General features: G+C 68.3%; 13 protein-coding genes and 1 pseudogene. 5 read left to right on the forward strand and 9 right to left on the reverse strand.

The genetic code is table 11. The annotated features are described in order from the left end of the window. Positions 1-26: 26 nt before the first annotated feature. Positions 27-3,245: a CHAT domain-containing protein gene (locus HLB44_RS35100; RefSeq protein ID WP_173135056.1), complete on the reverse strand. Its 3,219-nt coding sequence runs from the start codon at positions 3,243-3,245 to the stop codon at positions 27-29. A gap of 713 nt (positions 3,246-3,958) precedes the next feature. Here HLB44_RS35100 and HLB44_RS35105 point away from each other — a divergent pair. From HLB44_RS35105 to HLB44_RS37660, 5 genes and pseudogenes are all read left to right on the forward strand, one after another. After that, entirely contained in the window at positions 3,959-4,972 is a 1,014-nt protein-coding gene (locus HLB44_RS35105; RefSeq protein ID WP_173135059.1) for a patatin-like phospholipase family protein, read from the forward strand. A gap of 63 nt (positions 4,973-5,035) precedes the next feature. Next, a complete protein-coding gene (locus tag HLB44_RS35110; protein WP_173135061.1) occupies positions 5,036-5,929 on the forward strand; it encodes a patatin-like phospholipase family protein in 894 nt (297 codons plus the stop codon). A 38-nt stretch (positions 5,930-5,967) separates the two neighbouring features. Then, positions 5,968-7,725 carry a gluzincin family metallopeptidase gene (locus tag HLB44_RS35115; protein ID WP_217283938.1) on the forward strand — a complete coding sequence of 586 codons (1,758 nt, stop codon included), beginning with the start codon at positions 5,968-5,970 and terminating at the stop codon, positions 7,723-7,725. Next, the gene (locus HLB44_RS35120) at positions 7,722-9,014 is read left to right on the forward strand and encodes an MBL fold metallo-hydrolase (protein WP_173135067.1); all 1,293 of its coding nucleotides are present in this window, start codon (positions 7,722-7,724) and stop codon (positions 9,012-9,014) included. Before HLB44_RS35115 ends, HLB44_RS35120 begins: the two co-directional genes overlap by 4 nt. 396 nt (positions 9,015-9,410) lie before the next feature. Then, positions 9,411-9,544: pseudogene (locus HLB44_RS37660) on the forward strand (IS3 family transposase); the annotation flags it as partial. Between the two features lie 133 nt (positions 9,545-9,677). Here HLB44_RS37660 and HLB44_RS35125 read toward each other — a convergent pair. The 8 genes from HLB44_RS35125 to HLB44_RS35160 form a co-directional block, all read right to left on the reverse strand. Continuing rightward, a complete protein-coding gene (locus HLB44_RS35125) occupies positions 9,678-10,661 on the reverse strand; it encodes a DUF3616 domain-containing protein (protein WP_173135070.1) in 984 nt (327 codons plus the stop codon). Positions 10,662-10,663: 2 nt separating this feature from the next. Continuing rightward, positions 10,664-12,016 carry a ribonuclease T2 family protein gene (locus tag HLB44_RS35130; RefSeq protein WP_173135073.1) on the reverse strand — a complete coding sequence of 451 codons (1,353 nt, stop codon included), beginning with the start codon at positions 12,014-12,016 and terminating at the stop codon, positions 10,664-10,666. Between the two features lie 256 nt (positions 12,017-12,272). After that, complete coding sequence (locus HLB44_RS35135) at positions 12,273-14,300, reverse strand: hypothetical protein (RefSeq protein ID WP_173135076.1); 2,028 nt, start codon at positions 14,298-14,300, stop codon at positions 12,273-12,275. Further along, positions 14,297-15,439, reverse strand: coding sequence for a VWA domain-containing protein (locus tag HLB44_RS35140; protein WP_173135079.1), 1,143 nt, complete (start codon positions 15,437-15,439; stop codon positions 14,297-14,299). The genes HLB44_RS35135 and HLB44_RS35140 overlap by 4 nt, the downstream gene beginning before the upstream one ends. After that, positions 15,436-17,802 (reverse strand): DUF5682 family protein, encoded by a 2,367-nt coding sequence (locus tag HLB44_RS35145; RefSeq protein WP_173135082.1) that lies wholly within the window; start codon positions 17,800-17,802, stop codon positions 15,436-15,438. Before HLB44_RS35145 ends, HLB44_RS35140 begins: the two co-directional genes overlap by 4 nt. A 28-nt stretch (positions 17,803-17,830) precedes the next feature. Further along, the gene (locus tag HLB44_RS35150) at positions 17,831-18,913 is read right to left on the reverse strand and encodes an ATP-binding protein (RefSeq protein WP_173135085.1); all 1,083 of its coding nucleotides are present in this window, start codon (positions 18,911-18,913) and stop codon (positions 17,831-17,833) included. Next, positions 18,910-19,506, reverse strand: a complete 597-nt coding sequence (locus HLB44_RS35155; protein WP_173135088.1) for a DUF4132 domain-containing protein — start codon at positions 19,504-19,506, stop codon at positions 18,910-18,912. The genes HLB44_RS35150 and HLB44_RS35155 overlap by 4 nt, the downstream gene beginning before the upstream one ends. After that, positions 19,409-21,448: a hypothetical protein gene (locus HLB44_RS35160; RefSeq protein ID WP_173135091.1), complete on the reverse strand. Its 2,040-nt coding sequence runs from the start codon at positions 21,446-21,448 to the stop codon at positions 19,409-19,411. Before HLB44_RS35160 ends, HLB44_RS35155 begins: the two co-directional genes overlap by 98 nt. Position 21,449: the final 1 nt, after the last annotated feature.

Genomic DNA, 21,449 nt, shown 5'->3' on the forward strand with positions numbered 1-21,449 from the left:
GCACCAGAGATCGATCTCCGGTCACATTAGAGCAGTGGGACGCCGATGCCAGGCTGGTCCGTCTCGGGATAGTGAGTGACACAGTCGTACCGCTCGCGGACCGCCGTCAGCGCTGCGCTGCCCCACACCTCGGTCAGCCGGTTGTTGTAGTTGAAATATAGTTCCTTCCGATCGCCACCGTACTTTAGGAGCCGCGCGATCGCCTGCCGGTCGGGATGACAGAAGTGGTCTCCATTCGTGGAGATCAGGTAGCGCGAGCAGTCGAGCAATTCCATCAACTCGCGGCTCACGTTGTTCTGGCTGCCGTGGTGAGAAACCTTGAATAGGTCGAGTTTCAGGCGCGACACACCGCGTTGGTCCAGCAGCGTCTGAATTGAGGAAACTAGGACCGGCGCGTGGGCGTCGGCCGCGAGCAGCACGCTCTTGCCGCCGAACTCCGCCAGCAGCGCGATGCTGCTGCCGTTCGGAGCGCCGGCATCACCGGTGAACTTGACGTCGGCCAACTTGTCGACGTCCTGCAGCGTGGCCGCATCGGCAATCGTGCTGCCCGTTGCCTTCAGTAGGCGGCTGTAGTCAACGCGCCCGCCCGGCTCCAACCCCTGGCGCTTGAGCTCGCGTTTCCACACTGGGCCGAGCTTGGCGAGGCTTGCACGCGTGGGCGACAGGACGGTCAGCTTCATACCCCCCGGCAAGATGTGATCGAGCAACGTGTCGTCGCCGGTCACGATGGCGGCGCCGTCGTGCCAGCGGTTCCACGGCAACTCGAGGTCCATGATCGCGGTGGTGAACATCTCCGCCTGGCGGGCGCCGAGTTGCCCCGCCACGTGGCGCCAGCCGTTGAACCACAGGTCCCCCAGGCGCAGGCCACGCCTGACGGCCCTCAGCATCGGCACGGCCCCGCCGATGTGATCAGCATCGATGTGCGAGAGCACGAACAAGTCGAGCACCCGCTCATGCGGCGGTAGCGCGTCAATTCGCGTCAGGAGGGACTTCGAGGACCCTTGCGTTCCGCAGTCGATCAGGACCCGATGCCACGGCGGGCGATCGCCATACTCGATCCAGATGCAATCGCCGTGGCCGGCGGGCAGGGCTTCAATATGGAACGCCGGCCCGTCGCGCCGCTCGCCGAGCGTGGCGAAAAGCCTGGGCTTCGTCCCGCTTGTTGACGCCGACGCCGACGCGGCACCGCCGGTGGCGCCCGCTACCGGTCCCCCGCCATATGTCGACGGCGGAGCCGGCCCCGCAGGCGGGGGTGCCGGGGGCGGGGGCGGGGGCGGCGTACCGCCGCCTACCTCCCGAGGGCCGTGACGGGCCAGGATGTCGATGAGCCGCTGCGCCGTCTCGACCAGCCCGTTGCGACGACTCCACGTGTCGCGCCTGTCTTGAGCGCCCGGCGGCATGGCCTCGCGAAAGGCCGCCGTGCCCCACCAGGACGCATAACGCTCAAACTGCCGCCGGGTCGATTTCACCGGAAAGGCGTCGATGCGCGGGTAGGCGGAGTCGAGTTCCTTGGCGTGCGCGAGCGCTTCATCGGCGAACTTGCCCAACTGCTCTTCCGTCAGGCCCGGGTCGGCAAGGCGAATGAGCCGCAATTCGGCCAAGCTGGCATGCGCCCATGCGCGTTCCTCTGGATCGCGATGGTCTAGGTAGTGCTCAGCCGCTAGCCAAGCCGCCTCCCACTCGCCGGGACGAAGCTCACGTCCGAGCACCTCGGCAAGCGAGACCAACTGAACCAGCACCCAGTGCAAGGTCGCCTTGCGCTGTACCGCCTGCACGTCGTTGACGAGCAAGCCGCGCACGGCCTGCGCGTAGTAGGTGCGCGCCTGATCGAGGAGCACATGCTCGCGCTCGAAGGGAACACCGGCCGCGGACCCGCGTTGGCTCGCGATCGCGAACGCAGCCTGCGCCATGCGCTTTCGGCTGCTCGCGCGCAGACCCAAGCACTCGACCGCGAATTGTCCGTTGCCCGGCAGCCGCTCGATGGCGATCGACACCGCCTTGAGCGGCTCGACCAGTCCGTTCGATGCGTGTGCTCCTGAGGCAGCGGCCAGATCGATCCCCTCGAGCGCCGCGTTCATTGCCAGCCTGGCCTGCGAATAGCGCAGGGCCTCGATCTGAAGGTCGAGGTTCGGCGGCAGGGATTCGTACACGACGATACTGGCCCAGTCGTGCCACTGCGTACCGAAGCGGGCATGGAGTTCGCCGCGCGCCTGCTGCAGTACATGCAGCGGATGCTCGCCCCACAGAAGTCCTTCATAGAGTCGTGCCGTGAGCGGCACCGAGCCCGGCTTGCTGAGCGGAAATTGGGATCCGATGACCAGCGGAATGCCGGCCTGATGGAGGGCATGGGCGAAGCTCGCGCCCGGCGCCACTACCGACCCGACATTGCCGCTGTCGCAACTTGCTATCGTCACGACGGTCGGAAGACGTCCCAGCGGGGTGATGGCACTGACGAAGCGTCCACCAGGGACGACCTCCGGCGAACCGTCCTCGCCCCGCAGAACGACGCCGTATGATTCGCTCGAGAAGTCATCCACATCGCCATGGGTCAGCACGTGAATGTGGGTGAAACGCTGGGCTTCGCACTCGTGCCGCACCTGTGCAACGGTCGGGCCGACCAGAATCGTGAGGTGATCGCCGAATTGCTCGCCGCCATCGGTGCGCGCTGTCCTACCGCGGTCGGACTTCGGAGGGTAGAGAAATGGCGTGATAGCTGTGACGAGTGCGGCGCGATGCGCTTCGAAAGGCACGTCGTCCCGGTCGGAAGCCACGAACAGAATGCGCGGACGCTCGGGCCACGCGAAACCGTCGGAGGGTACCGTGCGAATGTGGCGGGTGACCGCGACCGGCGGACGCGTCTGGACCGACACCGCGGACGCCGTGGAACCGACCGGCACTTCTGCGAGCTCGAACGGCAGCAGGGCAAGCTCCGCGGCCGACAAGGTGAGGCGCAGGTGCACGAGGGTGTTCGTACGCCCTGGCTCCGCGGACACGGCCCCGGTGAATCCGGGCACCGACTCGAGGATCCTGCCCATGTCGCGGCCGATCTCGTGGAGCATGTCGAGCCGATCCCGCTCGTCACCCGTTTCGTACCGCAGTTCCTTCAAGCGCCGTTCGAACACGCGCTGCTCGTACGGCACCGTGACGACGGCCGCACCGGCGTCATTACACACCGCGAGGTATTGCGTGTATGGCGAGAGCAATTGATTGTGCGAGGGACCCGGGCGTAGGAATTCGACGCTCACGCGTCGGATCGCAATCGGCTCACTATTCACGCCGCGCTCCTCGAAACTTCCCGCTCCGCCTTGTCGCCAATCCATGTCGAATTGAAGTCTAGGACCGGACCGACGCGAGTTGAAGCATGCACTATTGCATGGGATCAACGGATTAGCAACTTCGCCGGTCGAAGTGCCCGGCGGTCGCCATTCCTCTGCAGCCGCAATCATCAGTTTTGTGGAGACGCCTGGACGCCGGTCCGGCCGCGCTGCACCGGGCCTCGTCGCCCTGGAGAATTCCCCTGGGCACTGTGGCGGTTGCTCCCCGTGCACGGCGGATTTATGTGTCACATGCACACTTGGCCGATCCAGGCACCCAGTCGTCTTCATGTCGCGGTAGCACCGGCAGTCGTTGGCCTGTTCAGCGGCTGTACCGTCATGCCCCCCGTGCGCCCTACCCCTGCCCTACCCCCGCCATGTCGACGTTCGCGACGGAATGGCTGTGTCGATTGAAGCAAGCAACGCGTCGGGTTCACCGAGTGAAGATGAACGACGGAGACCGCATGATCAACACCTGCGCCGAACCCAAGCCAAAGGCACTAGTGGTACCGCATTGACTCTGCATGCCTTACTCGTTAGGCTGCGTCGCTCACGGAGCAAGGCGCGGCGGGCACTGGCTCGGGGGCCCGCAAGATGTGGTGAGCCGCCTTGCTGAGGATCGACCAACGATCGAGGGAGCAGCCATGGCAGTCGAAGTGAGTGGGAGCTCGCACCGAATCGGTCTGGCGCTGTCGGGCGGAGGCTTTCGGGCGGCCGCGTTCCATCTAGGCGTGATGCAGGCTTTGCACAGGCTCAGGCTCCTGGACAAGATCGACCTGCTGTCATGCGTGAGCGGCGGCAGCATCGCCGGGGCAACGCTAGCGCTGCACTGGAGCGATGGCCAGGCGCTTCAGCAGTTGGATACCTACCTTCGCACGACGTCCATCGCAGTTGCCTCGGCTATCGGAGGCATCCTCGATCCTTTCGAGTCCCGGCTCGACAAGCTCGCGCACTCCTACGATCGCGACTTGTTCGGCGGTCAGGCGCTTGCGGCGCTCAGCGCAGGGCCGCGTATCTACCTGAACGCCACGAACCTGGCGACGGGCAACATGTTCTTCTTCGTCGCCGGCGGAAGCAAGCCGACAGAGATGGGTGACCATGAGATGGGAGTCTGTGCCGCTGACGGCATCGCGATCAGTCGGGCCGTTGCCGCATCTTCGGCCTTCCCGCCCGTGTTTGCCCCGCTCAAGCTTGGCCCTGAACTCTACCCCCACGCCGCGCCCATCGACTACGTGACGCTGACCGACGGCGGCATCTACGACAACATGGGCGTGAACCCGGCGTTGCGCACCGATCGCAACCCGCTGGACTACCTCATCATCAGCGACGGCGGAAAGCCGTTCGCCAATCAGTCCGAGCCGACGGGCAAGGGCTCTGTCGTCCTGGTCGCCGCGCTGGACATCATGATGGAGCAGATCCGCGGTCTCGAGTTCGACCGCGTCCAGCACCGCCACCTTGCTGGCAAGGGACCGAAGCCCCTGTGGTTCTCGATCGACAGCGAGATCGGCGAGGAGCGGCCGGGAGACGCCGTGTTCGCCTCGTCGATCGGCACGAACCTGAAGGCGCTGCGAGGTCAGGAGATGGACGTGCTCACGCGTCACGGCGGCGCGCTCGTGACGTCGAGACTCGCGAAGTACGCGCCGGAGCTGATCGCATGAAATGGTGAATGAACGCCGGGGAGGGCGGGCATGAATGGAGTGTCGCCGCGCGGATTACCAGGGTTGCTGTTTTTCCTGCTCGTGGTCGTCTGCCTCTGGTCGCTGGGCAACGTCGCAAACTTGTTGCGAGGCGATGGCCTGCGTGCTGCCGGGGTCTTCGATGGCATCGGCGCGACTCGGGCGACGGGAGAACCAGAAGGCGAAAACTCGTCCGGGAAGGCTGCCGCAAGGAAGGCCGCCGACCCCGCGAGTGGCGCAGCTTCGCACAGTGCGCCCGTCGAGGGAGCCAAGGGGAGCGATGCGTCGTCTGATGACAAGCGCAACACGGCCGAGACGGCGCGCGTGCCGAGAGATGCCGAGCTGCTTTCGGTGCTCGTGTTCCTGTGCGGGTGTCTCGGTGCGTCGTTGCATGCCCTGGGCTCGTTGGTGGCGTTTACCGGCCTCGGCACGTTCAGCGCCACGTGGACCCTGTGGTACCTCGCACAGCCGCTTCGCGGGGCAATCCTCGCGTCAGGCTTCTTCTGGTTGATCCAGGGCGGCCTGTTCGGTGGCATTGCCGCAAACCTGCCAGTGAACGTCGTGGCCATGATGGGTGCGACGTTCCTCGTCGGACTGTTCAGTGACCCTGCCATCGAGAAGCTGAAAGAGGTATTCCAGGTCTTGTTCAAGACGGAGACCGTCCGGGGCGCCGGCGATCAGCCGAAGGCCCCTTCGATCCGCAAGGCGGTCTACGAAGGCGGGCCACCGGTTCTGATCAAGGTCGAGGGGGAAGGATTCACGGCCACGGACCTCGTCAAGGTCAATGGTCAGGCAGCTACTGTGAGTCAGCGCGATGCGACCACGATGACGATCGACCGGCCCGCGCCCGAGCAGAAGGGCGCCCAGCTCAGCATCGTCGTCACGCATAGCGGGCCTCGAGGGCAATCGTCGAAGCCGTTCGTACTAACCGTGCCGTAGGGGGAGCTTGGAAGATGGCCGCTAAGGGAAACACGCAGATGTTCACGATACTCGCTCAGGACCCGGTGGTCCGGGGCCCAGGCGGGGAACTGGTCTTTGCCCGGGTCGCCGTGCCGCTGGAGACGCTGTCCATCGGTCCGACGGGGTACCGCCTGAAGGTCGTCGATTTCAACGCGTCAACTAACCGCCTGTACGAGGCACACAACTACGCGACGGATGCGGACGGCCGGATCGTCGATCCGTACGCTGTCCCAAATACCGGCGGCGTGCGGGCTCGACGCAGATTCGAGAACGACGTGCTCGCCGACCCGAAATTTCACAGTCAGAACACGTACGCGATCGTGATGCGAACGCTTGGGCGGTTCGAGCACGCCTTGGGTCGCCGCATCGGCTGGGGGTTCGACGGGCACCAGCTGCACGTCGTTCCTCATGCATTTGTCGATGCGAACGCTTTCTACTCGCGAGAGGACCGTGCACTGGTGTTCGGATACTTCACCGGCGTCGATGGCGAACGGGTGTTCACGTGCCTCTCCCATGACATCGTCGTACACGAGGCCACGCACGCGATCCTCGACGGATTGCGAGCCGGCTTCATGAACGAGTCCGGCCCTGACCAGGCCGGCTTCCATGAGGGCTTCGCGGACGTGGTCGCGCTGCTCTCGGTCTTTTCGCTGAAAGAGATCATTGCGCTCGCCCTGACCGGCACCGACAGCCTGCCGGTCCGGACGACCGACGGTATCCGCCTGATCGACGGCAACCGCCTAAGCGCCCAAGCCTTGGCCGACGGGATCCTGTTCAGCCTCGGCAAGCAGTTCGGCCAGCAACTGGACGGGTTGCGGGCAAACGCGCTGAGGCAGTCCCTGAAAATCAAGCCCAGCCGCAGGTTGCTGCAGACCGAGGCGTACAACGAACCTCACTCCCGGGGCGAGGTTTTCGCCGCGGCCATGCTGCGCAGCATGCTGGAGCTGTGGTTGCGCCGCATCAAGGAACTCGGGACATTCGGTCCCGGCATGTACAACCTCGATGCGGTGATTGCCGAAGGGGCGAAGGTAGCCGATCAACTGCTGACCATGGCGATCCGGGCGCTGGACTACTGCCCGCCGCTAGACCTCGAGTTCGGAGACTACCTGGCTGCGTTGCTCACCGTCGACTCGGAGGTCGCCCCGGACGACTCCCGATACGGCTATCGCGAAACCATCCAGAAGACGTTTGCCTCCTACGGGATCGATCCTCCATCGGCCCGCACGGAGTCCGATGGTTGTTGGAAACCCTTCACCGCGCACGACCAGACGCAGTATCACAAGACCAACTTCGACTCGATGCTCCGCGACTGCGAGGAGGTGTTCCGCTTCCTGTGGGAGAACCGAGCGCTGCTCAACGTCGATGACCAAGCCTACACACAGGTCATCTCGGTTCGGCCGAGCGTCCGGTTCGGCCCGGACGGGTTCCTCTTGAAGGAGACCGTCTGCGAGTACACGATGAAGGCCAACATCTTCGGCGCGGAGATCACGGCCGTTTGTGGAATCAAGCGGCCCGCCGGCATCGAGACGACGACGCGCCTGACCGTCTATGGCGGCGGCACGCTCGTGTTTGACCCGTACGGGCGGATCAAGTACCACATCCAGCGCCCCCTAAGCGACGGAGCATGGCAGGAGAAGCGCATTCAGTACCTGCTGGAGCAGGGCCTCATTGGCGCACAGGAGCCGGATGTCAACCCCTTCGCCGAAGTCCATCGGCTTCGAGCTTCAGCGGCCAGGAACCAGGACAGCGCGAGCAAGCCGGAGGTGAACGCATGACAACGAAGACGCCCGTCGCGGTTCACATCTTCGCGTACCAGGTCGGTTTCGGCGACTGCTTCTTGGTCCGCTTCCGCTACGCAGTGGGCCCAAGCCGTCACATCCTGATTGACTTCGGATCCATGGGCATGCGCAAGGGGACCGCCGCGGCCGACTGGATGCTCAAGATTGCCAACGACATCGCCGACAAGTGCGAGGGCAAGCTAGACGCGGTGATCGCTACGCACCGCCATGCCGACCACATCAGCGGCTTCGCGACGAACAAGACGGGAACGGCCAGTGGCAACATCATTGCTAGCTTGACCCCTTCGGTCGTCGTTCAACCGTGGACGGAGCAGTTGGACCTGGCCGAGGATGCGGTGGCTCCCAATGTCGCTCACAGCGCAAAGGCTCGATCCGCCGCGTTAGCGCTGCGGAGCATGAACGCCGTGGCCGGATCGGCGCTGGCGCTTGTGTCGGCAAAGGGACATGGGCTTGCCCCCGCGCTGGCAGCACGCCTGGGTTTTCTCGGTGAAGACAACATATCGAACCTCTCGGCGGTGAAGAACTTGGCCGCGATGGGTCCGAATGTCTACACGTTCCACGGTGCTTCGGACCCGCTGTCCAAGGTACTGCCCGGGATCAAGACGCACGTCCTTGGGCCGCCGACCGTCGAGCAGACGGATTCGATCAAGAAGATGCGCTCCCGCGATCCGGACGAGTACTGGCACTTCCAACGCATGCGGATGGCCACCGAGGTGGCGACCTCGCAGGACACCGACGAACCGTTTCCCGCTGCTCGAAGCATACGCGGCACGCGTTTGCCCATGAGCACGCGCTGGGTCGCGAAGCGGGTGAGGGATGTGCGCGGCAGCCAGTTGCTGCAGATCGTGACCTCGCTCGACAAGGCAATGAACAACACGAGCCTGATCCTGTTGTTCGAGGTGGGAAAGAAGAAGTTGCTTTTCCCGGGCGATGCACAAATCGAGAACTGGAGATACGCGTTGAGCTTCCCGAAGATTGTGAAGCAGTTGACGGAGGTCGATGTGTTGAAGGTTGGGCACCACGGCAGTCTGAACGCGACCCCCAAGAGTCTGTGGGGTGCGTTCGCGAAGAAGGGCACAACCGCGACTCCGAACCGATTGAAGACTGTCCTATCAACCATGCCGGGGAAGCACGGCGATGAAGCACGAAAGACGGAAGTGCCGCGAACGACCTTGGTCAATGACCTAACAGAACACTCAGAGCTTCACAACACCCACGACCTTGGCGAAGGGGAACTCTACAAGGAAGTGGTTCTTGAAATCTGAACAAGACGAGTGGCTGCTACTGTCGACGATGACGAATCATTCATTGGTCGCGCTTCGAGGAAATTGTCTCAGCGCAGCAACCTTGACCTTCCAAATCCCGCGACACAGCGGTGATATGCGTCGGTCAATGCAACCCGTCGGCCCTTGGAAGGCCGCAGCATTTGATCGTGGACCTACGCCAACGCACAGCCACCCGGACCTTCAGAAGTGCCTGGCGCGGGATCCGTGCTTCGGTATGCACTTCAACCCTTCCGGCGCATCGTGGGGCCGCCTGGTCCCAAATTCGCGTGGCCGTCAGTCGGCCTTCGTGACCCAGGCGCAGGTCGGACGCCCATCGTGGGACAGCCGCACACTTTCGGCATCCACAAACGTCGGGGGATGAGGAAGTGCGCACTTGAAACCCGCGAAGCGGTCGAACTGGCCCCGCTGCAATGGGTGCACTGGTTCAATCATCACCTCATCACCGCCTGCTTGAGCCCATCGGCCACATCGCGCCAGCCGAAGCCGAGGCTAACTACTACCGCCAATGAGAGGAGTCCGTCATTGCGGCGTGACTCAAACCAATGTGTCACCGGCGAACCCGTGGCAGCTCGTTCGCCTACGCCAATCCGATCGACCCGGTGCTCGATGCCCTCGAGATCGAGCTTGGCTGATCTCGGGACTTCAGTTCAGCTTTATCCGCATCGCCCTGAAACGCTGCCCGGTCTTCGGTGCAGCGCCGCATTCCACCTCCGCGCTGTTCGCTCCGTCGTCACTCAGCAGCATCAGCTGCTGACCGTCGAAGTTGAACGCGGCTTCGGCATGGAATCCTGGGGCGAGCTCTGCTCGTAGCCGCGGCGCCTCCAGCGGCTTGCCCGACCATTGATAGAGCGCAAAACCCCCGGCATCCGCCACGGGCCCGGCAACGATCAAATACTGGTCTGCGGCCCGCTCGATGCTGCGAACGCCACGGCCGCCCAGGTCCAGTAGGACGGGATCGGCGAACGCGGGCTTGGCGCCCTTGATGACGTCCGCAGGGTTCGCAAGCGGAACGAGGATCGCCTTGCCCTGGCTCAGCGGGTTCCTGAATCCGATCAAGAGGCCGCCCTCAGGGGTTGCTGCCAAGCCCTCGATGTTGAGCCCATCCTCTTGCTCGGGCTTCTTCTTGGCCGCCTTGCCGAGTTTCAGGCCTTGAAGCGCCGGCGCAGCTATCAACTCCTGCAGCAGGCGCTTGAAGGGTTCGCCGGTTGGGCGAACCGTCGGCGCCGCGCCGGCGCCAGGTTCGATCTTCGTGGCGAAAATCCTGTGTCTGCCTTCGAGGAACTTGCCCTTGTTGCCGGTCAGGCTGTGAGAGGAGATCCAGTAGACGACGTCGCCCACGCGAGCGGCGCCCTCGATGTCCGAAGCCTTCGCTCCGGCGCCGAGGAACTGGCGCAAGTCGACCGGCTGCCCGACCGGTGCCGCTTGGCCTGCTCGATAGACCCGCAGGACATTGCACTCGTCGTCCGCGACGACGAAGTGTTGTGCATCGAGCATCGCAGCAGCTGATGCCTCGGCCATGCCGGTGTAGCGCTCGACCGCTGGCGGTTGTGCATGCGCCGCGAAGGGGACAAGGGATGCCCACGTCACCCAGGCTACGGCGTGAAGTGCGCGGGCAGTTTGTCCCATCGTCAAGGCCTGCAGTTCTGCACCAGCATCCGGCCGTGCGCCGGGAAGTCGACGAACGGGTTTCTCGTGCCCTGGAGCAGCTGGATCCGGTCATTGCGCCGGACCTCGTCGGCAGCCGGCTCGGTTTGCTCGTGCCAGGCAACGTACATCGCCCACTCCGGCTCCGACAGCCGCACGCCGTAGGCGAGCGCCATGTGCATCACCGATCTCGCCAGCCGGCCTCGCGCATGCTCGGCGGGTTCCACGACCGTGACCTTGCCGCCGCCCGGCCGCTGGATGGACTCGACCTCGAAGTCGCACGCCGCGAGCTCAGCTCGGTTGGAGTTCGAGAAAGTCCACTGCTCGCCAGGAATGTTGTCCGTGAGCGCGAAGTTGGAGCGTGCCTCGTTGACCTTCAGGATCGAAGGCCACAGGTTGTGCAGGTCGCCCTGGCCGGCAGCCACGTTGATCTTGCTCTTCGGCAGCACATGCTCGATGTTCAACGCCAGGCCGCCGGCGGTCTTGCGATCGGCACCTGGGGCGAACGGCGCCTGGCAGTAGATCTCTTCGCCACCGTTCGGATACAGGGACCACAGTGCCTGCTTCGCGGCCGACTTGTAGCCGCCAAACTTGCCTTGGCGCGTCGGACACGCGACGTCAACTGCGTCCGGCGGCTCGTCGATGTCCGGCGGAGGTGGCGGGGGCGTGGTCTGCCGCGGGGCCCTGACCTTGACCTGTTGCCCGTCCGGGGTTCCACCAGCGGGACAGGCAATTGGCTGCGGGTTGCCGCCGGAGCTGAGGCAAATCCAGATCTCCTTGAGCCGGTTGCCCGAAGCGACGCTGACCCGCACATTGTTTCGAGCTAGCTTGCCAGGGTTCTGATCGACGAAGGCTTGTTTGATCTTGCCGCTGGTGACCGACGCCGTTCCAGCGGCGGCACCGCCAGCGGCCATAGCCGCAAAAGCCGGCCGCTTGATCTGCCCCAGGAGCGACTCGATGGTGTTGAAGTAGGCTGGCGCGTCGTCCCACGCGCACGTGCCGTGCGCCTGCCACTCGTTCTGCATGAGGTCGGTGCCCGGCACAGAGCACAAGTGCCGCTTCAAGAGGTCTACCGGCAGCGGTCCGGAGGTCTTGCAGTGCCGCGGATGATCCTGGGCCGAGTGGGCCTGCTGGCTCTGCGGCCAGAGGCCATGGACGACAAACTCGAAGTTGTTCAGCTGGCACTGGTAAGCGTGCTTGGCCCGCTGGGCGGAACTCGTCTGCTGCGCGCAGTGCTCCGGCGACCACGACAGCACCAGCGCCAGGTAGTCCGTCGAGACGTCGGGATTGCGCCAGTCCGGCTGCCGTACCGCCGGCTCCTTGATCGTCTGCGGCAACTGGCAGGTGGCCTGTCCCCACGATAGGCCAGCCGAGGCGAGCAAGAGACTGGCGAGGCGCATCGGACTGAACGGGCACGTTGCGTCTGCGCCCTCGCCTCGAGGCGGCGTGAGAGGTCCGGCATCGATCGTCTCCCTGAGGCACGCGGTGGTGGCGCGCTCACGCTCCATTCTCGGGCTAGAGCGCTGCTTTTGGTTTCATCAACCTTGGGGAGTGCCTTGGGGAGACTGTCGAGCCATCGCAAGCGGGCACTGATCACGCAGCATCCGACACCCCGGCAAGCGTTGCAGCGTCTTCGTGCAACTGACGCAGCGCCACCAGCGCCGCAAGCGCATGCGCCGCGGCTGGCGCATCGGCATCTCCAGCCGCACCGGACAAACCTTCCCCCAGCGCTTGCACCCGCCCGCCCAGCTCGCGCAGCCCGGCCGCCGTGAGCTCGCGCGCGATGCGCGCGTTGTCCGCCGGCCATGAGCGCGGCAGGCCGCTGAGGCCGTGGTGCACCAGCGCACCCAAGTGCCGCCGCAGTTGCGCGAGCCGCTGTGCACAGGGGTCGGCAGGCTCCGGCGGCAGCGCCGTCAGCGGCAGCGCGGCCAGCGCGCCGCTGGCGGCGCCGGCAAAGTCCGGCACGACCACGGCATCGCAGCCGATCGCCCACGGCTCGATGCGTGGGCGGCCATGATCCCAGTCGAGCAAGCCGGCGACATGGCGCAGCCGGCCAGCACGCCCGCTCAGGGCCGCGGCCACCGCGCCCAACGCGTGCGGCACATGGCGCTCGTGCGTGCGCTCCAGCAGCAAGGGCTCGCCGGCGCCATCGCGCAGCAGTGCGAGCACGCTCTGCTCCTGTGCGTCGTAGCCCAGTTCCTCGACCACCGCGCCGCTGAAGACGACGAATCGCCGCGCCGCGTGCCTCGGCAGCAGCGCGGCATTGGGATGCGCGCGCTGCTCGGCTGCGAGCGCCGCGACGCTTTCGAAGCGCACCGGCGCCAAGAGCTGGGCCCAGTCGCCCGACTGGGGCAGCACGCTGTTCTGGGCGCTGCGCGCGCGCGCCAGCCGCACGCTGCCGTCGGCGCGGCGAGCGGCCTGCTGTGCCAGAAGCTGGCCCCGCGCCAGCGCCTCCAGCCGCACGCCGGGCGCCAGGCGCTCGGCAGCGCGCAGCGCCGCTTCGTCGGCCTGGGCGCCGGCAGGGACGCGCCAGTCGTGCGGCAGCACCAAGCGGGTACCGGTGTCGACATCGGCCATCACCAGCGTCGTGCGGCGACGTTCGCCGTCGCGCACCGTGCGCGCGCCCAGGCACATCAGGCGCAGGCGGTCGAGCGCGGTGTCGCCGGCGACGCCGAGACCCAGCACGCTCTCGCCGCGGCCCGGCTGTGCGCCGGCCGCCAGCCGCAGCGCGAGCTCGGCCAGCAGGTCCACGCCCTGCGCCGCGTCGTACAGCGCGCTGCGCTGCGAATAGGCCTCGCACCAGGCCTCCAGGTCCGCCAGCAACAGGCCGAGCCACGCGGCGTCGCCCGTGGCGGCGCGCGCGCTCGACAAAGGCTGCGCCAGTACCACAGCACCGCGCGCGACGCCATGGCGCAGCAGCGCGGTGATGAGGGCGTCGAAGGGCGCGCGATCGATGTGGTGACGCGTGCCGGCGCCGCCTAGCCGGACCGTGGCGATCGGCGCCGACGGCGCATCGGCCGCGGCGCGGCGGAAGGCCCAGACGCCGAGCGCGACGTGCTCGCAGGCCGCCGCACGCAGGCAATCGCAGCGGGCGGCCTCGATCGCCGCGCCAGCCCAATAGCGCACGGTGGCGCTGGGTAGGCGCGCGGTGTCGCAGGGCTCGCCGCTCGCGCGCCGGCGCAGCTCGACGCTCAGGCCCGAGTCGGCCAAGCGCCCTGCCAGGTCGAGCAGGCTGGCCGGGATGGTGCGGGCGAGCGCGTCGTCGTCGGCCCGCTCGGGTGGCGGCGGTTCGGCGGCGGCCGGCGTCGCCGCGCCGCCGCCTGGCTCGTCAGCGGGCGCCGGCAGCGCCTGCTCGCGATACGCGAGCGCCACGATCACGCGGTGCCGGCACACGCCGGCTGCTCCGCAACTGCAGCTCGCCTGCTGGATCGGCATGCCACTTGGCCATCGGCACTGCACGTTGTCTTCGAACGCGGCGTCGAGCATGCCCGTGGCGTCGAGCGCCAGGCGCGGCCGGTAGCCGGCGGCCAGCTCGCGCAGCGCGCGCTTGACGATCCCGGCGTTCGTCGCCTGCGCCAGCGCTTCGGGCGACAGGTGTAGCAGGTCGGCGCGCACGCTCACTTCAGCTTCTCCGCCAGCCACGCGGCGAGCTGCCCGGGCGTCATCGCGCCCACGTGCGCGCCTGCCTCGACCAGCCGCGCGGCCAGCGCGCGGTCGTAGATGGGGTCGGCGCGTTCGTCCAGTGCGGCCAGGCCCAGCACCTGCGTACCCTGCCCCACCAGCGCACGCACGTGGTCGACGAGCACGTGCTCGGCCATGCCCTCGAAGAAGTCGCTGATAACCACCATGATCGCGCGCCTCGGCACCTCGATGCGCTCGGCGGCGTAGCCGACGGCCTTGCCGATGAAGGTTCCACCGCCGAGCTGCACGCCCATCAGCACCTCGACCGGATCTGTGACGTTGTCCGTCAGGTCGACCACCTCGGTGTCGAAGGCGATCAGATGGGTCTTGATGCCGGGCAGCCCCCACAGGCAGGCGGCGGTCACCGCGGCGTGGATCACCGAGCCGAGCATGCTGCCGCTCTGGTCGACGAGCAGCAGCACCTGCCAGGGCTCGAGCACGCGCTGCGTGTTGACGTGGAACAGCGGCCGCTCGATCACCAGCCGGCCGCGCTGCACGTCGTAGTGGCGCAGGTTGCGGCGCAAGGTCTCGCGCGCGGCGAACTGCGCCGCGGCGCCGGTGAGCGACAAGCGCTGCGGCTGGCGCCGGCCGTTGAAGGCGCGCCGCACCTCTTTGGCGAGCTTCTCGATCAGCTCGCGCACGACCTTGGCCACCAGCTGGCGCGCCATCGCCAGCACCTGCGGATTCATCAGGTGCTTGGTGCGCAGCACGGCCTGCAGCAGCGCGGGGTTCGGTGTGGCGCGCTCGAGGACTTCGAGGTTCGTCACCACCTCGTCGATGCCGTAGCGCTCGATCGCATCGCGCTCCAGGCGTTCGATGGTTTCCTTCGGGAACAGCTCGTGGATCTGGTTGATCCATTCGGGCACGCTGAGCTGCGAGGCCTCGCTGCCGCCGTGGCGGTCGAGCGTGTCGCGCGCCTCGGGCCCGTCGCCGGGCTGCGGGTCGTCGCGGCCGTAGAGCCAGGCCAGCGCGCGGTCCATCGGCGCGCCGGCGCCGCCGGGGCCCAGGCTCGCCGCGCCAGCTTCACCGAGCAGCAGGCGCCAGCGCTCGGCATCGTCCAGCGTCGGCAGTGGCTTCATTCGACAGCCCCCGGTTCGGCACCGGAGCCGGCATCGAGCCCGATCTCGCGCGCCCAGGCGAGCGCCTGCGCCTCGACGCGGCGCGCGTCGAGCAGCGCATCGACACCGCCCTGCAGCGCGAGCAGCCGGCGCTCGTGGGTGCGGTCGAGGCCGAGCAGCCGCGCCACCAGCGCGGCGAGCAGCCCGCGCTCACGCGGCGGGAACCAGCCGAACGCGGCTCGCAGCTGCGGCAGCGCGACCAGGAAGTCCTCGTCGCCCATGCCCGCCAGCGCGGCGTGCACCGCGCGCACGACGCCGTCGGACTCGGTGGCCAGCGCGCGGGCGCACGAGAACAGGCCGAACAGGAAGTCGCCCAGCGCGTCGCGTGGCGGCATCGCCCGCGTGACGGCCAGCACCTCGTCGCGCGCTGCGTCCGGATCGGCGCCGGCCAAGCCCTCATGCCCGTAAGCGACACCCAGCGCCGCGCCCCGCAGCGCGGGTGGCAGGGCGGCGCTGCGCGCCAGCCGCGTCAGCGTGCCGAGCACGAAGTCTTCATCGAGGCCGGTGAGCGCCAGCGGCAGCAGGCGGTCGAACACCGCCACCGCCTGCACGTCGGCTTGCATCTGCTGCGGGCTCCCGGGGCCGGCGCGACCCTCCAGCAACCACAGCAGGCGCTCGGCGATGCGCACCAGCGTGGCCTCGAGCAGGCCACGCGGATCGTCGCCCCAGAAGCCGGCCTGGCACAGCTGCGCCAGCGTTTGCGCCGCGGCGGCGAGCGCGCCGTGCTCGTGGCAGTGCGCGAGGCCGCCGGCGAGCCGCGCGGCGGCCTCCTCGCCCAGATCGGACAGGCCGGCACGAACGGCCTGCAGCAGGCCTTGCGTCAACACCGCCGGATCGTCGCCGGCATCGTCGAGCTTGCGCAGCAGGCTTTGCCGCGCCGCGGCCTCGAGCGTCGCGCCATGCACCGCGGCCTCGATCAGGTCCGGGAACCAGCGCTCGTCCTGCTGCAGGCGCCAGTGCTCCTCGAAACGCAGCGCCGGCGCCAGACCGCGCGCCGCCCGCGGCGCCTTGGTCTCGACGAGCCGCGCGCCGCCCACGCCCAGCACGTGCAGCTGCCACAGCAGGCGCGCGCGCGGCGTGTCCTCGGCGCGGCGCCGGTCGAGCACCAGGGTCTGCGCAGTGCGCGACGGCGCGATGCCGCAAGCCGCGCAGCGCGCGGCGACGTCGTGCAGCAGCTGCGGCAGCGGCGTGTCGCCGTGCAGGCGGCCGCTGCCTTCGCCCGTCAGCGCCAGCAGCGCCTCGCGCAGCACCGGATGGTGCTGGGCCGTCAACAGCCGCGGCGCGCTCCACGGCGGCGGCAGCTCGAGCGCCTCTTTCAGCAGCGTGGACTGCAGGGCATCGAGCAGGTCGATGCGCAGCGGCGCCGCATGCCCACGCAGGCGCGCCAGCGCGGCCGCGGCCTGCTCGAAGGCGACGAAGTCGGCGGTCGACAGCGCAACCTGGCGCACGCGCAACCGCCGCACCAGCACAGCGACCGCCCGCCGTGCCGCGGCCGCCGCGCCGTGCTGCCACAGCCACTGGTAGTACATCGGCGAGGCCATGCCGGCGGCATATCCGCCGAGCGCGTCGACCTGCCGGTACTCGAAGGGCACCAGGTAGCAGCCGGCGGCACGCTCGTCGGCAGGCTGCGGCGCGAGCGGCTCGTCGCCGGGCGGCAGCAGCGGCCAGGCGCGCTCCAGCGCCGGCTTGTGCCAGCCGCCGCAGACCACCAGCACGCGTGCATGCTGCGCCGCGGCCCAGGCGATCCACTGCGCCATCTGCGCCTCGCGCGCCTGGTCCTGCGCGGTGCCCGGGTCGTCGCCGCGCAGCTCGGCGAAGTACAGCTCGAGCCGGCGCGCGAGCTCCTCGTCACCCGTGGCGCCGGCGGTGTCGACCGCCTCGAAAAGGTGGTCCCACAGCGCCTCGTCGCTGTCGCAGGCGAAGCGCCGGCACAGCGCGGCGCTGACCTCGGCGTAGCGCGAGCGCCCCGGCCGCGCGCCTTCGCGCCGGCGCTCGTCGTCGGACAGCGTGCGGTAGCGCCAGTGCGGCAGGTCGATGAAGCGCAGCAGCGCGCCGGCGGCGTGGCCGCTGCGCAGCGCGACCCATTCGGGCGAGTGGTCGAGCAGCGGGAACCAGCAGCGCGCCGGCGCGCCGTCCTCGTTGGCGTAGCTGTACAGCGCCAGCGGCAGCTCATGATCGAGCAGCAGCTCGGCCAGGCGTGGGTTGAAGTCGCTCGGCCCCTCGATCAGCACCGCCTGCGGCCGCAGCGTGGCGATCGTGCGCTCGACCAGCCGCGCGCAGGCCGGGCTGTGGTGGCGCACGCCGATGACGCGTACTTCGGACACTATGCCGACTCAGGCCCGCTCGGTCGGGTCATTCGGGCAGCAGGTGGCGCGCCGCGTGGAAGGCGCGCCAGTGTTCGCCCTTGCGGCGGCCGGCACGCTGCTCGATGTAGCGGCGGATCTTCTTCAGATCCTCGGCGTTGTCCTTGGCGGCGGCGCCGGCCAGCGCCTCGACGATGTCGCCCGGCTGGCCGGCATCGCCGCGCAGGTAGTAGCCGCGCAGCGCCACCGCGTGCGCGACGCTGACCGCTTCGGCGGTGCTGACGGCGGTCGACAACCGCTCGCCGGCCTGGCCGTCGCGATCGAGGCCGGTGCGCAGCTCGCGGAAGGCGGTGACCAGCACCTCCAGCACCTCGGGCGAGGGCTGCACCGGCACGCGGTCCTGCGCCAGCAGCCGCGCCACCTCGGTCTGCACCAGCGCGAGCTCCTCGTCGTAGTCGGCGATCGGGAACACGGTCTCGAACGCGAAGCGCCGCTTCAGCGCCGCCGACATCTCGTTCACGCCGCGGTCGCGCGTATTGGCGGTGGCAATCAGGTTGAAGCCGGGCGCGGCGAAGATCACGTTGTCGTCGGCGAGCTCGGGCACCATCAGCAGTCGCTCGGACAGGATCGACAGCAGCCCGTCCTGCACCTCGGGCGGGCAACGCGTGATCTCCTCGAAGCGCACCAGCCGGCCCTCGCGCATCGCGCGCAGCAGCGGCGAGGCCACCAGCGCACGCGGGCTCGGGCCCTCGTTCAGCAGCAGCGCGTAGTTCCAGCCGTACTTGATCTGGTCCTCGGTCGTGGCGGCGCTGCCCTGGATCGTCAAGGTGCTGCTCCCGCAAATCGCCGCGGCGAGCAGCTCCGACAGCAGGCTCTTGGCGGTGCCCGGCTCCCCAACCAGCAGCAGCGCGCGGTTCGATGCCAGCGTGACCATCGCGCGCTCGAGCAAGCTGGGGGCGCAGACGAACTTGCGGCGGATGCCATCGCCGCCGGCGATGAATGTCAGCACCGCCTTCATCGACAGCCGCCAGCCGGGCGGCACGGGGCCTTTGTCGACGTTCGCGAGTTGCGAGAGTTCGTCGGCGTACAGCACTTCGGCGGGCGGGCGTTGCGCAAGGGCAGGTCGGTTCATGGCTCGAAGGGGGCGAGGCGGCAGAGGTCGCGCAGCAGCTCGCTGCACATGACGGGATCGATGCGGCCGAAGCCTACATCGCGGGATTCGCTGTCCTGGAGCGTGACCTCGCCGAGGGTTTGACGCGGCGTGGCCGACAGCTGCATGACCGGCATGCCGGGATGGAGATGCAAGACGGCCCGCAGGCCGGTGGGATCGACGGGCAGTACGAGCGTCGAAATCACGCCCCCATCGTCGGCCGACCCTCGCAGCCAGCCGCGATCGATCAGCCCGATGGCCGCGCCCGTGGCGATCTCGCGACCCTCGACACGCTGGATGCGCGCACCCGCGGCCTCATCGGGCCTGAGCGTGAAGGTCTCGCGCGCCAGTTGCTCGAAGGGCTGGAGGATTTCGTAGTCGCCGAATTGCCGGCCGAACGCCTCGCGCAGCTCGACCGGCAGCAGGAGGGGGTGTGCAATGCCGAGTCGCGCGTCCGCCGGCGGCTCATAGCGTGCATCATGAGCGTCCGACAGCGTGCCGGTGCAGCGCCGGCGCGACGAAGAAGGCCGGCAGCTTCGGCAAGCGCGCCGGCAGTACCAGCAGCGGGTCGGCATCGAGCAGGGCTTGCAGCGCCTGCGCCATCGCGTCTCCGTACGTCGCGGCGACGGCCCGCGCCTCGGCCTCTAAGCCGCTCGCAACGAACCAGCGCAGCCCGTGCTGCGCGTCCTCGCGGGCGGCCTTGCCGTTGCCGAAGGCCTGCGGCAGCGCGGCGGCCAACGCGGTCGGGGCGTGGGCGCGCAGCCAGTCGATGGCCAGCGGCCTGGCCTTCTTCAGGTGGCGCAGCGCATGCAGCGCGATCGGCGCGATGCGCGTGCTGTCGGCGATCGACGCGATGCGGAGACCCGCTTCGGGATGGGCCGCAGCGAAATTCGCGAGACCGGGCAAGGCGACGTCGCCGAACTTCGCAAGGATGGCGTGGACGACCGTCGAGGTGTCGCGCCAGACGGACCATCGGCTGGCCGGATAGCTGTTCCACACCGCGAGGCTCGCCGCATCGGGCAGCAGCAGCACGACCTCCAGCGACACGCCGTAGCTGTAGAGCGGGTCGTCGAGCGCATCGGCGGCTTGCAGCGGCTCGCCCGCGAGCACGCGCTGGCGTGCGGCTTCCTTGATGCGAAGCTCGATCAGCGCATAGTCCAGGTCGCTCAGCTTGGCCGCGTAGTTCGGGCGCCGGCTCGACGGCACGAAGCTCGTGTGGCGCAGGCGCTCGGCCTCGCCCCATGTCAGCCGATCCGGATGCGCCGGCGGCGCGATCTCCAGCGTTGGCAGCGGCTTCGTGCGCGCCTTGCGCAGCCACGGCGGCTCGCGCAAGACTGCGGGCAGCTTCTCGGGAGCGGCTTCGCTGACCTTGAAGGTCGCGAGCAGCAGCTCGAAGCGTTCGCGCGATGCACCGGACAGCGCCGGCAACGCCTGGGCCAACGCATCCGGCTGCCGCAGCGCGAGCCGCACCGCCCAACCCTCGGCCTCACGGGACTCGGTGGCCTGCGCATGCTCGATCACCGCCTTGAGCGCTGCCGCCGGGTAGCGCTCGGCTAGCCGGTCCAGCTCGGCGCGGACTTCCTTGCGCGCCATCAACGCGGCCAGCAGCGCGGGCAGTTGCGGCACCTGCATGCGCGCGACGAAAGCGGCCTGGCTTTCACGGTTCTGCCGGTAGTCGTGCGCGTGGCCCAGCAGGTCCGCCAGCAGCGGGAACGCCTGCTCGCCGTGCAGGTGGATCTGCAGCAGCATCGTCTGCTCGACGTCGCTGAAGAGCGCGGGCCTGCCGTTCAGGTACTCGCGCGCAGCGGCGGGTGGCAGAACGCAGTGCGCCAGCAGCCCATGCGGGTCATCGCCGTCGGCCAGGCTGGCGAGGGCCCAGTCTTCGCGATGCGGGCATAAATGGGCGCGCAACAGCCGGTCGAGTGGCGTGGTTTCGCCGAGGCGTTCGAGCGCCGCCAGCAGTTCGGCATGCGCACCGTCCCCGGCCGCGGCGACCGCGGCTCGCAGCGGCGGCAGCATCGACTCGACGACGCTGCGGTACGGCGTGCTGCCGCGCCAGCGCCGCGCGAGCTCGAGCACCAGCTCGGCCATGAAAGGCAGCCCGTGCAGGTGGATGCCGACCTCGGTCGCCCACTGCAAGCCGTAGCGGTAGAAGTAGCGGTTGTTGCGGTTCGGCCCATCGATGCGCGCGACCGCAAGCTGCACGCACAGGTCGGTCCAGAACGGGCGATCGGCCCGTGCGAGGTGGTCACGCCGGATCAGCTCGTCGCCGCGCACCGGCCCCCAGTACGCCCACGTGCCACCGGTCTGCGCGTTGAGCAGCTCGATCTCGAGGCGATAGGGGCCGAAGTCGGCCGGCAGACCGATCGGCGCGTCGACCATGGCTTCGGCATCCGGCAACGGCATGACGCGGATGCCGCGCACGACCGGCAGCGTCGCGCGCAGCTCCTCGGTCCACTGGAAGCCGCCGTGCGGCTCGTCGAATGGAGCGACGGCGGCGTCGAGTCCTGACGTCATG

Origin of the sequence: Pseudaquabacterium terrae (assembly GCF_013266755.1) — a bacterium.
Taxonomy (GTDB): domain Bacteria; phylum Pseudomonadota; class Gammaproteobacteria; order Burkholderiales; family Burkholderiaceae_C; genus Pseudaquabacterium; species Pseudaquabacterium terrae.